The organism is Alistipes sp. i18-0019-D1, assembly GCF_042852885.1.
Taxonomy (GTDB): domain Bacteria; phylum Bacteroidota; class Bacteroidia; order Bacteroidales; family Rikenellaceae; genus Alistipes.
The window spans coordinates 1,531,643-1,545,005 of sequence record NZ_AP031424.1; the positions used below are offsets into that span (position 1 = coordinate 1,531,643).

At 60.5% G+C, this 13,363-nt stretch carries 10 protein-coding genes; all 10 read left to right on the forward strand.

Features of this window, described 5'->3' with window-relative positions; all coding sequences use genetic code 11:
• Positions 1-79 precede the first annotated feature (79 nt).
• The 10 genes from ACGHP5_RS06485 (at position 80) to ACGHP5_RS06530 (ending at position 13,098) form a co-directional block, all read left to right on the forward strand.
• On the forward strand, positions 80-2,566 hold the full coding sequence (locus ACGHP5_RS06485; RefSeq protein ID WP_390568205.1) for a YfhO family protein: 2,487 nt from the start codon (positions 80-82) through the stop codon (positions 2,564-2,566).
• Positions 2,567-2,773: 207 nt separating this feature from the next.
• On the forward strand, positions 2,774-3,655 hold the full coding sequence (locus tag ACGHP5_RS06490) for an ABC transporter permease (RefSeq protein WP_290533278.1): 882 nt from the start codon (positions 2,774-2,776) through the stop codon (positions 3,653-3,655).
• Positions 3,656-3,789: 134 nt separating this feature from the next.
• Positions 3,790-4,044, forward strand: a complete 255-nt coding sequence (locus ACGHP5_RS06495; protein ID WP_290533277.1) for a DUF3098 domain-containing protein — start codon at positions 3,790-3,792, stop codon at positions 4,042-4,044.
• Between the two features lie 101 nt (positions 4,045-4,145).
• Positions 4,146-4,937, forward strand: coding sequence for an undecaprenyl-diphosphate phosphatase (locus ACGHP5_RS06500; protein ID WP_290533276.1), 792 nt, complete (start codon positions 4,146-4,148; stop codon positions 4,935-4,937).
• On the forward strand, positions 4,937-5,653 hold the full coding sequence (truB, locus tag ACGHP5_RS06505; protein ID WP_390568206.1) for a tRNA pseudouridine(55) synthase TruB: 717 nt from the start codon (positions 4,937-4,939) through the stop codon (positions 5,651-5,653). Before ACGHP5_RS06500 ends, truB begins: the two co-directional genes overlap by 1 nt.
• A gap of 138 nt (positions 5,654-5,791) precedes the next feature.
• Entirely contained in the window at positions 5,792-6,841 is a 1,050-nt protein-coding gene (queA, locus tag ACGHP5_RS06510) for a tRNA preQ1(34) S-adenosylmethionine ribosyltransferase-isomerase QueA (protein ID WP_290533274.1), read from the forward strand.
• Between the two features lie 40 nt (positions 6,842-6,881).
• The gene (locus ACGHP5_RS06515; RefSeq protein WP_337755696.1) at positions 6,882-7,688 is read left to right on the forward strand and encodes a glycogen/starch synthase; all 807 of its coding nucleotides are present in this window, start codon (positions 6,882-6,884) and stop codon (positions 7,686-7,688) included.
• The gene (locus ACGHP5_RS06520; RefSeq protein ID WP_290533272.1) at positions 7,672-9,342 is read left to right on the forward strand and encodes a DUF4270 family protein; all 1,671 of its coding nucleotides are present in this window, start codon (positions 7,672-7,674) and stop codon (positions 9,340-9,342) included. Before ACGHP5_RS06515 ends, ACGHP5_RS06520 begins: the two co-directional genes overlap by 17 nt.
• A gap of 78 nt (positions 9,343-9,420) precedes the next feature.
• Entirely contained in the window at positions 9,421-11,718 is a 2,298-nt protein-coding gene (gene topA, locus ACGHP5_RS06525; RefSeq protein ID WP_390568207.1) for a type I DNA topoisomerase, read from the forward strand.
• A 171-nt stretch (positions 11,719-11,889) separates the two neighbouring features.
• Complete coding sequence (locus ACGHP5_RS06530; RefSeq protein ID WP_290533270.1) at positions 11,890-13,098, forward strand: aminopeptidase C; 1,209 nt, start codon at positions 11,890-11,892, stop codon at positions 13,096-13,098.
• Positions 13,099-13,363 lie beyond the last annotated feature (265 nt).

The window sequence follows — 13,363 nt, forward strand, 5'->3', positions numbered from 1 at the left end:
AGATAGTCATTTTTCGCAATGAAGACACGGACTGTCAATGTTTTTTCGTACCTTTGGCAATCGGTTAAGATACGCTGAAATGGATTTTTCGAACACTATAAGATCAAAACTGCTGCCGGCTCTGGCGGCCTTCGCAATCTTCTTCGTGGTGAGCGCCGCCTATTTCGCCTCGCAGTTCCGGGGCGAAACGCTGCCCCAGCACGACGTCATCCAATACGAAGGCATGGCCAAGGATATCAGCGACATGCGCGCCGCCACGGGCGAAGACCCGCAGTGGACGGGCGGCATGTTCGGCGGCATGCCGGCCTACCTGATCAACGTGGCCTATCCGGCCCAGCTGGTGAAGCTAACCGTCGGACAGGTCGTGAAGATCATCGACACGCCCGCCGGATTCCTGTTTTTCGCCATGGTCTCGATGTGGCTCATGCTGCTGATCGTCGGGGTCAACCCGTGGGTGGGCATCGTCGCGGCGCTGGCCTACGGGCTTTCGACCTATTTCCTGCTGATCATCGGCGCGGGGCACGTCACGAAGATGTGGGCGCTGGTTTACGCCCCGCTGATGATGGGCGGAGGGTGGATGACGCTCCGGGGCAACGTCTGGTGCGGCGCGGCGCTCACAGCGCTCGCGGCGTCGCTCGAAATCGGCGCCAACCACCCGCAGATCACCTATTATTTCCTCGTGGCGATGGCCGCATTCTGGATCAGCGAGGGAATCCTCTCTTTCAAGGAAGGACGCCTGCGCGACTTTCTCCTGCGCACCGCGGCGCTCGCCGCGGCGGGCATCCTGGCCGTAGGATCGAACTTCTCGCCCCTGTGGTATACGGCCAAGCACTCGAAGGAGACCATCCGCGGCGGCTCGGAGCTGGCCGCAACGGCCGAAACCTCGAAAAACGGCCTCGCGCTCGACTATGCGACGGCTTGGAGCTACGGCAAGGCCGAGACCCTCAACCTGCTCGTGCCCGACTTCATGGGCCGCGAATCGGGCACGACCTTCCCGGCCGACGGACAGACGGCAGCCGTGCTGAACGACTACGGACTGCGCGGTGCGGCGCAGCAGCTCTCGGCCTACTGGGGCACACAGCCCTACACGGGCGGCCCGACCTATCTGGGCGCCGCGGCGGTGTTCCTCGCCGCGCTGGGCATCGCACTGGCCCGGGGACGCAACAAATGGTGGATCATCGCCGCATGCATCGTGATGATTCTGCTGGCCTGGGGCCGCAACCTGATGGGGTTCACCGAATTCGCCTTCAAATACCTGCCCGGATACAATAAATTCCGCACCGTGTCGATGACGCTCGTCGTCGTGCAATGGGCCGTGCCGCTGCTGGGTGCACTGGCCCTGATGCGGCTCTGGAAGGGGGAAATACCCCGCCAGCGGCTGTTGCGCGCGCTGGCGTGGGCCGCGGGGATCACCGGGGGAGCATGCCTGCTGCTGGCCGTCGCCGGAGGCTCGCTCTTCGACTTCGGACGCGCCGAAAGCGCTGGCTATATGACCGATACGTTTCGCCACATCTTCGAAAACAACAACATGCAGTCGTATATCGCCCGCGGAATGGACATCGAATGGGCCGAAGCGACGGCCGACGCGATGGCCGCCGACCGCACGGCGATGATGCAGGCCGACGCATGGCGTTCGCTCGTGATGATCCTGCTGGCGGCGGGCGGCGTGGCGCTGTTCGCCCTGCGCCGGATCAACAGATACGTGCTGACGGGCCTGCTCGCAGGCGTGATGGTGCTGGACCTCGTGCCGGTCGACCTGCGGTTCCTCTCGTCGGAGAATTTCGTCTCGCCGCGCCGCAACCAGGTGACGGCCTCGGCGGCCGACAAGGCGATCATGCAGGACAAGGACCCGGGTTACCGCGTGCTGAACCTCACGGTCAGCCCCTTCAACGACGCCACGACCTCCTATTTCCACCGGTCGGTGGGCGGTTACCACGGAGCGAAGCTGGCCCGCTATCAGGACCTGATCGACCGTTACCTTGCCAACGCTGACGACGGAGTGCTCGACATGCTCAACACGCGCTACCTGATCGTTCCGGGCAAGGAGGGACAGCCCGAAGCGCAGCGCCGCACGACGGCCTTCGGCGCGGCGTGGTTCGTCGACAGCGTCGTCTACGCCCCCTCGGCACAGGCGGAAATCGACCTGCTGGGCGAGACGGACCTTCGCACGACGGCGGTGGTGTCGTCGAAAGAAGAGGCCGCCACCGGCCCGATGCCCTCCGGCAGCGGCGCATCCGCCCGGATCGAACTCACGGAGTACCGCCCGAACTACCTCAAATACGAATACACGACCCCCGAAGAGGCGGTGGCGGTGTTCTCGGAGATTTTTTACGACCAGGGCTGGAAAGCCTATGTCGACGGCGAAGAAAGCCCCTACTTCCGGGCCGACTACGTCCTGCGGGCGATGACGCTCCCCGCCGGCACACACACCGTCGAATGGCGGTTCCGCGCACCGGGCTGGACGGCCGTCGAGGGCGTGACGCTCGCGGCATCGCTCGCGATCCTGCTGGGAGCCGTCGCCGCACTGGTCTATTGTTTCAGAAAAGGGAAGAAAAAAGAGGAATAAAAAGAGCGGCCGCGCAAACCCGTTTGCCGTCAGCAACCGGCTGAAGGGGAGTCGGACAAAAAAAGGAATGAATACCGTCCCGCGCAGCAAAGCCCCCGCCGAGGCGGGGGGGGGTTAAGGGTGGGTCAGACCTGCAAACGCGGCCAACGGCCGCGACGAAAACGGCCGTGAGCGGGAAAACAGCTAAAAAGAATCAGACTTTGGATTATGAAAGACGATAAACGATTAAAGCGAAAGGTCCGTAACTCCTACATCGTATCGACGGTGAGCATCACGCTCGTGCTGTTCCTGCTGGGATCGGTGGGCTACCTGATGGTCGCGGCGCTGAAGGTCGCCGACACGCTTCAGGAGAGCATCGCCGTCACCGTGGAACTGAAGAACGGGCTTTCGGAAGCGCAGAAAGAGGCTATCAGCAAACGCCTGACCGCCGAGGAGATGGTCGCGACGATCGCCTACTCCGCCAAGGAGGAAAAGGTCGACGACCAGGAGTTCCGCAAGATGTTCGGCAGTTCGTTCGAGGAGATCCTGCAGGAGAACCCGCTGCTGGACTCGTTCGAACTCACGCTCACGTCGGCATCGTCCGACAAGGAGCTGCTCGACTCGTTCATCGCCGCCGCCGGGCGCATCGAGGGCGTCGACCGCGTGTCGTACCCGGCGCTGATGGCCGAACGGCTGCACGCCACGGTGAACAAGATACGCCTCGTGCTGCTGCTGTTCGGCGGCGCGCTGCTGGTGATTTCGCTGATCCTGCTGAGCAACACCATCCGGCTGGCGATCTTTTCGAAAAGATACCTGATCAACACGATGAAGCTGGTGGGAGCCACCAAATGGTTCATCATGAAGCCCTTCCTCGGCAGCAGCGTCACGCAGGGAGTTCTGGCCGGCACGGCCGCCTCGGCATTGTTCTGCCTGGCCGTCTACGGGCTGAACGAAGCGGTCCCCGAACTGATGACCATTGCCGAAGCCGGAAAAATCGCCATCATCCTCGGCTCGATGATTGCGGGCGGCATCGTCATCTCGGGACTTTTTACCATCGCGGCCCTCAACAAATTCGTCAACATGAAGTCGAACAAGATATACCTTTATTAAAAGCAACCGCTCCGTTTTCAGGCCCGGTATTTCCCCCCCCCGGACGGCTGGTTTCGCCGCCTTCGGCGTCGTTTACAAATCCGCCTTCGGCGGGAACTTACCGGAACTGAAGCGAATTGAAAATATCGAACCGAATGAAAAACAAAGAAAAACAACCGGAACAGCCGGAAAATCCCCGCATGCCTCTTACGCGGCGCAACTACGTCCTGCTGGCGATCGGCTTCGCGGTCGTCCTCCTGGGCTTCGTCCTGATGGCCGGCGGAGGCAGCGACTCGCCCGACGAATTCAACTATGCGATGTTCTCGTGGCGACGCATCACGCTGGCCCCGATCCTCGTGATCGGCGGCTTCGTCATCGAGATCTATGCGATCATGAAGCGTTACAAGTAATTCCCGGCCCGCTGCGGAACGCCGTCCCGGCAAAGAGACCCGCCCGACAACGGCCGGCGGACCGGAACAGCCGACAATTTCAGACCCTTTCTAAAAAATAAATGGACACACTGCAAGCTATCCTGCTCGGTATCGTGCAGGGCATCACCGAATTCCTGCCCGTTTCAAGCAGCGGCCACCTCCAGATCGCCAAGGAAGTGCTGGGCGTACAACTCGAAGAAAACCTCACGTTCGACGTGGCGCTCCACGCCGCCACGGTGCTGAGCACGATCGTCGTGCTGTGGAGCGAAGTCTGGCGCCTCCTGAAAGGGCTGTTCTCGCGCCGGTTCAACGAGGAGCAGGCCTACGTACTGAAACTCGTCCTCTCGATGATCCCCATCGGCATCGTCGGGTTCCTGCTCAAGGACCGGATCAACGACCTGCTCAACGCGCCCTATATCCTCGTCATCGTGGGCGCGATGCTCCTCGTGACGGCCGCGCTGCTGGCCTTCGCCTACTACGCCAAGCCGCGGCAGAAGGAGACGATCTCCTACCGCGACGCCCTGATCATCGGACTGGCGCAGGCCTGCGCCGCCATGCCGGGACTCTCGCGGTCGGGTTCGACCATCGCGACGGGCCTGCTGCTGGGCAACAAGAAAGCCGCCGTGGCGCAATTCTCGTTCCTGATGGTGCTGGCGCCGATCCTGGGCGAGACGCTGCTCGAAGCCATGAGCGGCGACCTGACCGCCGGCATCGCCACCGTGCCGCTCGCCGCCGGATTCCTCGCCGCATTCGTCACGGGATGCCTGGCCTGCAAATTCATGATCGAGGTCGTGAAGCGGGGCAAACTCATCTGGTTCGCCGTCTACTGCACCGTTGCGGGACTGGTGTCGATCATAAGCTATTTCTGCTGATGAAAGAGACGCTGGACCTCCGCGGCATCAATTTCGAGGACGGATACATCGCCGTTCTGGACAAGCCTCTGCGCTGGACCTCGACCGACGTGGTGCGCAAAATCAAATTCACGCTCCGCAAGCTGGGCTACCGCAAAATCAAGGTCGGACACGCCGGGACGCTCGACCCGCTGGCCACGGGCATCCTGCTGGTCTGCATCGGGCGCGCCACCAAACTCGTCGACGCCCTGCAGGCCGAGGAGAAGGAGTATGTGGCCGACGTGATGCTGGGCGCCACGACCCCGAGCCACGACCTGGAGCACGAAATCGACCGAACCTACCCCTGGGAGCACATCACGCGGGAAGCGGTCGCAGAGGCTCTCGCCTCGCTCACCGGCGAACGGCTGCAAACCCCGCCCGTCTATTCGGCCAAGAAGATCGACGGCACGCGCGCCTACGAACTGGCCCGCGCCGGCGAAGAGGTCGCCGTACGCCAGGCGCTGATTACGATTTACGAGCTGGAGATCGTGGAGTACGACCTGCCGCGGGTGCGTATCCGCGTGCGTTGCAGCAAGGGAACCTACATCCGCTCGCTGGCCCACGAAATCGGGCAGGCGCTCCACAGCGGGGCGCACCTCACCTCCCTGCGCCGCACGCGCAGCGGCGGCTTCACGCTCGAAAAATCCTATGAGCTGGACGAATTTCTTGAAAATCTGCAAAATCTTGAAACAAAATAGACTTTTTTACGTATAAAAAATAATCTGTCTTCGTTTTCCGGGACCTTTCCGGCAGGCGGGACGGAGGCAAAACCGCGTTCCAGGCCCCGCCGGACGCAGAAATGTCGAACCACATTACGTAAAAAAGAGCGTTCATCTATGAAATTATCGCAGTACGGGTATGACTTTTCGCCCGAAATGCTGGCCAAATACCCGGCCGACAACCGCGACGAGTCGCGTCTGATGGTCATTAACCGCGCCAAAGGCACTATCGAGCACCGTATCTTCAAGGACATCATCGAGTATTTCGACGAAAAGGACCTGTTCGTCTTCAACGACACGAAGGTTTTCCCGGCACGCCTCTACGGCAACAAGGAGAAGACCGGCGCCGAAATCGAAATCTTCCTGCTGCGGGAACTCAACCGCGAGCTGCGGCTGTGGGACGTGCTGGTGGACCCGGCGCGCAAAATCCGCATCGGCAACAAACTCTACTTCGGCGACGACGACCTGCTGGTGGCCGAGGTGATCGACAACACCACCTCGCGCGGCCGCACGCTGCGCTTCCTGTTCGACGGCTCCTACGAGGAGTTCAAGCAGACGCTCTTCTCGCTGGGCGAAACTCCCCTGCCGAAGTGGGTGCGCGAGAAGGTCGAACCCGAGGACGCCGAGCGTTACCAGACCATCTTCGCCGAGAAGGAGGGCGCCGTGGCCGCCCCGACGGCCGGCATGCACTTCTCGAAACACCTGATGAAGCGCATGGAGATCAAGGGCATCGACAAGACGTTCGTGACGCTGCACGTCGGGCTGGGAAACTTCCGCACGGTAGACGTCGAGGACCTCTCGAAGCACAAAATGGACTCCGAGCAGTTCTTCGTCGAGGAGGCCGCCGCCGAAGCGGTCAACACGGCCAAACGCCGGGAACGCAAGGTCGTGGCAATCGGCACGACGGTGATGCGCACGCTCGAAACCGCCGTATCGACCAACGGCATGATCAAACCCATGGAGGGCTGGACCAACAAGTTCATTTTCGCCCCCTACGAGTTCACCGTGGCCGACGCCATGGTGACCAACCTCCATCTGCCCTACTCGACGCAGCTGATGATGGTGGCGGCTTTCGGCGGTTACGAAACCGTGATGAACGCCTACAAGGTAGCCAAGGAAGAGGGGTATCGTTTCGGCACTTACGGAGACGCGATGCTCATTCTTTAATTTTTTTTCACTACCTTTGCAGATATAAACCCTCAAAACCATGGCAAGCAAGATTCTGTACGTGTGTCAGGAGATCACCCCCTATCTTCCAGAAACGGAGGGTTCCCGGCTTTGCCGTGCGCTGACGCAGGCAATGCAGGAACGCGGGAACGAGATCCGCACCTTCATGCCCCGCTACGGCTGCATCAACGAGCGCAGGCACCAGCTGCATGAGGTTATCCGGCTGTCGGGCATGAACCTCATCATCGACGACAACGACCACCAGCTGATTATCAAGGTGGCGTCGATACCCGCGGCGCGCGTACAGATTTATTTCATCGACAACGACGACTACTTCTCGCGCAAGGCGGTGCTGACCGACGGTGCGGACAACTACTTTCAGGACAACGACGAACGGGCCATCTTTTTCGCCCGCGGCGTACTGGAAACGGTCAAGAAACTGCGCTGGACCCCGACGGTGGTGCACTGCCACGGCTGGTTCACGGCCGTGATTCCCGTTTACCTGAAACGGATCTTCGCCGACGACCCGATCTTCCGCGACGTCAAGGTCGTGGTGTCGCTCTACGGCGACGGCTTCTCCGGAGAACTCGATCCCGGATTCGGCGCCAAGATCGCCGGCGAAGGCGTCAAGGACAAAAATCTTGCGATTCTCGACACTCCGTCATACGAAAACCTCTGCCGCTTCGTTATGGAATATGCCGACGGAGTGGTTGCGGCATCCCCGGATGTCGACCCGAAAGTATTGGACATGGCCCGCGCGAGCGGAAAGCCGATGCTCGAATACCAGTCGCCCGAGGCAGAGGACTTTTTCGATAATTACAACCGATTCTATGAAGCGATTCAATAACTTCCGCCGCATGCTGCTCCCCGTTGCAGCGCTGGCTGCCACGATAGGACTGACCCTCGGGGGCTGTACCAAGGTGGACGATACGCTGGGCGGAAACCTCATCCCCGACAACCAGCAGATGAGGGCGGGATACGTTCAGCTCCCCCGGGCCGACGAACTGAACCCGAAGAAATACGTCGAGACGCGCCTGTTCCAGACCGACTCGATCGTCAGTTCGAACATCACCTACGGCTACATGGGTTCGATGCTCAACGACACGCTGGGACGCCGCTCGATGGGATTCCTCTCGCAGATGGTCAACTATTACCTGGTCGATTCGGGGTATTTCGGCTACATGCCGATCTTCGACTCGGCGCAGATCATGCTCAAGGTGACCAGCTTCGGCCGCGACTCGCTGACCGAGCAGTCCTTTGCGATCTACGAGGTCATCAGCGACAAATACCTCACCGAGAAACCCATAGCGCCCAACAAATCGCAGCGCGACTCGACCTTCTACCTCAACTTCGATCCCGTGGCGGAAGGCGTCTACGACCCGAACGAGCCGCTCTTCACCTTCACGCTCGGCGGCGAGGGCAAATATCCGTCGACCACGGCGGCCGTGACGCTGGAGCCTACCGAGGCGGGTAAGAAGTACATCCGCCGCCTGATGCTCCAGGAGGGCGACTATGCCGGCGACTACTCGATTTACAGCGCCGACAGCCTGAAATACTGGGTCGAGGAGTTCAAGGGACTCTACATCGCCCCGGATCCCAGAAAGCCGCTCACCGAGTACGGCAAGGGAACGATCTTCGCCACGGACCTGACCTATTCGGGTCTGTCGGTCTACGGACGTAACCGCGTGAAGGACGACCCTTCGCTGATCAAGGATACGATCGGCATGGTTTACTACTTCTACGAAGACGGCGCCGAATTCGGCAACGTCTCGGTAAACAGCGTCAAGCATAATTACGAGGAGGCCACGATCGCCCAAAGAATAAACATCGACGAAGCCCGGGAGACGGCCGAGAACCGGCCCGAAAATCCCCTCGTCTATGTCGAGGGCATGGGCGGCGTGGTGACCGAGATGACCTTCAGCCCGGAGTTCTTCGCGGAACTGGAGGCGGAGATCGCCAAGGGAAATGCCGACGGCAAAGACTTCAAGACGCTCGCATTCAGCCAGGTGCGCATGTCGGTCTACTTCAACGACAGCGACTACAAATGGGAAAACGTGGCGGACGGAAGCGCCGGCAACATCCTGCGGCTGACCGAAGAGATGAACGCCGCGCCGAGCCGGCTGGGCATGTACACCAATTACAAAACGCTGACGCCGATTTCGGATTACGCCTACGTCTACGAGCAGAACTACGGTTCTTCGGTGACGCTCGCCTACAACGGCAAGGTCAACCGCAGCCGCGGTTGTTACGTAATGGACATCACGGGTTACATGCAGCAGCTCTGGAACAGCTACATGGAAGCCAAAGCGGACGCGGGCGGCGTGGTCGCGGACATCGACTGGGACAAAGTCAAAAACCGCTCGGTCTACATCGGACCCGAAGCGTACAGCCTCTACACGACCTCGTTCGGCGTGTTGCAGGGCATGTCGACGCAGGCCGGGGCTGCCGAACCGAACAACGCCCCGATCCGTTTCAGCATGGCGTACAACCTGATCAAGTAAACAACAGATAACCCCTTTTGCGGAACCTAAGTGTAATGCTTAGGTTTTCGCTTTTCTGAAAAAGCCATCAAAACAGCAATGCAGGAAAATTTAGTAATCGTAGAGTCCCCCGCCAAGGCCAAGACCATCGAGAAGTTTCTCGGCAAGGACTTTATCGTAAAATCGAGCTTCGGACACATCCGCGACCTTGCGAAGAAGGATCTCGGCATCAATATCGGAGAAGGTTACAAGCCCGTCTATGAAATCCCGGGCGACAAGAAGAAAGTGGTCGACGAACTCACGAAGCTGGCCAAGTCGAAGACCGTCTGGCTCGCCTCCGATGAGGACCGCGAAGGAGAAGCCATCGCATGGCACCTGACCGAAGTGTTGGGTCTCCCCGTCGACCAGACCAAGCGCATCGTCTTCCACGAAATCACCAAGCGGGCGATCCTGGAGGCCATCGAGAAGCCGCGCACGGTCAACATGGACCTGGTCAACGCCCAGCAGGCGCGCCGCATCCTCGACCGGCTGGTCGGTTTCGAACTGTCGCCGGTGCTGTGGAAGAAGGTCCGTCCGGCGCTGTCGGCAGGTCGCGTGCAATCGGTCGCCGTGCGCCTGATCGTGGAGCGCGAGCGTGAGATCATCGCCTTCCGCTCGGCGGCCTATTTCCGCGTCGTAGCCCAGTTCTACGCCGCCGGAGACCCGGAGAAGACGCTCTTCAAGGCCGAGCTTTCGTCACGTTTCGAGACCGAGGCACAGGCGGAAACCTTCCTGCAAAGCTGCATCGGCGCCACGTTTACGGTGGCCAAGGCCGAGGAGAAACCCGCACAGCGTTACCCCGCGCCGCCGTTCACGACCTCGACGCTCCAGCAGGAGGCGGGCCGCAAACTGGGCATGTCCGTATCGCAGACGATGTCCGTGGCCCAGCACCTCTACGAGCAGGGTCTGATCACCTACATGCGTACCGACTCGGTGAACCTCTCGCAGCAGGCGCTGGCCCAGTGCAAGGAGGAGATCACGAAACTCTACGGCGAGAAATACTCCCGCTGGTACAACTACAAGACCAAAACCAAAGGCGCCCAGGAGGCCCACGAGGCCATCCGCCCGTCGTACATCGAGCGTCAGGAGATCGAGGGCACACCCGCCGAGAAGAAGCTCTACGATCTGATCTGGAAGCGCACGGTCGCCTCGCAGATGGTCTGCGCCGAACTGGACCGCACGACCATCACCATCGACATGTCGGACAGTTCGAACCAGTTCGTCGCACAGGGCGAAGTGGTCCGTTTCGACGGTTTCCTGCGCCTCTACTCCGAATCCACGGACGACGACCAGGCCGCCGAGAGCGGCGAGGGGCTGCTGCCGAAACTCACGGCCGGCGACCGGGTCCTCCCGTCGCAGATCACCGCCACGGAGCGTTTCACCTCGGCTCCGGCCCGCTACAACGAGGCCTCGCTGGTCAAACGCCTCGAAGAACTGGGCATCGGCCGTCCTTCGACCTACGCACCGACGATCACCACGATCATCAACCGCGGCTACGTCGTCAAACAGAACAAGGACGGGCAGAAGCGCAACTACGCACAGCTGACGCTCACGGGCGAAAAGATCGCCTCGAAGACCCTCTCGGAGAACTACGGCAAGGAGAAGAACCGCCTTTCGCCGACCGACATCGGCATGGTGGTCAACGATTACCTGGAGGAGCAGTTCGGCCCGATCATCGACTACAACTTCACGGCCAGCGTCGAGAAGGAGTTCGACCGTATCGCCGAGGGCGACATCACCTGGGACAAGATGATCGACGAATTCTACGGACCGTTCCACAAGATGGTCGACTCGGCCATCGCCACGCAGACCGCCAAGACACGCGAAGTGCGTATCCTGGGCAACGATCCCAAGACGGGGCACATCGTCAAGGCCCGCATCGGCCGTTACGGGCCGATGGTCGAGATCGAAGGGAACGAAGGCGAGAAGGGACGCTTCGCGTCGCTCAAAAAGGGCCAGCTGATCGAGTCGATCACGCTCGAAGAGGCGCTGGAGCTTTTCGCCCTGCCCCGCGACCTGGGACAGCTGGACGGCGAGGAACTGACCGTCGGCATCGGCAAGTACGGTCCCTACGTACGCTACGGGAAGTCGTTCGCGTCGCTGGCCAAGACCGACGACCCCTACACGATCGGCTACGACCGCGCCGTGGAGATCGTCCGCACGCACCAGGCCGCCGCCGCTGCGGCCAACACGCCGCTGAAAAGTTTCCCCGAGGATGCCGACATGCTCGTCAAGAACGGCCGTTACGGGCCCTACATCGCCTACAAGGGCAAGAACTACCGCCTGCCCAAAGGGGCGAAGCCCGAGGAGCTCGCCCTCGACGACTGCCTGAAGATCGTCGCGGGATCGAAGAAGTAACCGCTCCGGGCAAGGGGGGGGGCCGCGAAACGGGAAACGTCCCCGCCCAAAAGAGGCCGGCCGCGAAACGGCAAACCGTCCCGGGCCAAAGGGTCTGACTGCAAAACGCGAAAACCGTCCGGGACTGCGAAACGACCCGCAAGAAAGCAAACACCGAAAACCGAACGATAGATGAAAAAACTGATTCTCGCAGCGTTCGCGCTCTGCTCCGCACTCGGGGCCGCGGCGCAGAAGCCCGCACCGGCGGCAGCCGAGGGCTACCGTTTCACCGATGTCAAAATCCTGCCCGTCACTCCGGTCAAGGACCAGAGCCGCAGCGGAACCTGCTGGTGCTACTCGACCCTCTCGTTCCTCGAAAGCGAAATCCTCCGCGCCGGAGGTCCCGAGTTGGACCTCTCGGAAATGTGGATCGTACGCAACATCTACTTCGAGAAGGCCGTGAAATACGTCCGCCTGCACGGCAGCCTGAACCTCGCCGTCGGCGGGCAGGCGCACGACGTGCTGCACGGCATCGAGGCGTACGGCATCGTCCCCGAGGAGGTCTATCCGGGCCTGAACTACGGCTATGACAAGCCCAATTTCGACGAAATCGACGCCGTGATCAAGGCCTATGCCGACGCGGTGATCAAGGCCGGCGGGAAACGCAGCGACAGCCGCCTCACGACAGCCTGGCAGGCCGGGCTGAACGGCATCCTCGACGCCTACTTCGGCCCGATGCCCGCGAAGTTCACCTACCGTGGCAAGGAGTACACCCCGGCATCGTTCGCCGCATCGCTGCCGATCGACCTCGGCGACTACATCGAATTCACCTCGTTCACCCACCACCCCTTCTACTCGGAGTTCGCCATGGAGGTCCCCGACAACTGGAACTGGGACAAGGTATGGAACGTCCCCCTGGACGAGTTCATGCAGATCATCGACAACTCGCTGGAGAAGGGTTACACGATCGCCTGGGGAACCGACGTGAGCGAAAAGGGCTTCAGCCGCACCAAGGGTCTGGGCATCGTTCCCGAAGCCGACCTCGAAGGCATGGAGGGAACCGAAGCCGAGAAGTGGGGCAAACTCACCCAGAAGGAGAAGGACGAGGCGCTCTACAAGTTCGACAAGCCCGGCAAGGAGCGCACCGTCACGCAGGAACTTCGCCAGGAGGGCTACGACAACTACGAGACCACCGACGACCACGGCATGCAGATCGTGGGTACGGCCACCGACCAGAACGGAACGCCCTACTACAAGGTCAAGAACTCGTGGAACACGACGGGTCCCTACGACGGCTACTGGTATTTCTCGCGCCCGTTCGTCGCCTACAAGACGATGACCGTGCTGGTCAACAGGAATGCCGTCCCGAAGGCGATCCTCAAGAAAATCGGCGTCAAATAGACCCGATCCCCGCAACGACAAAACAGCCCGGCTTTTGCAAGCCGGGCTGTTCGTTTATCGAAGTTTAAGTTTTTAAGTCTACCGAAAGGGAGATTTTACATCTCGCGCAGTTTGATGCTCTCTCCCAACATGATCAGGGCGGTACGTAACCACTCGTTAATCCTTGCTTTCATACTAAATAATTTTAATTAATTCTTAAAATATTTTATCATTTAAGACAGGACAAAAGTAGCACGCGGAAATCAAACTTCCAAATATTTTATTA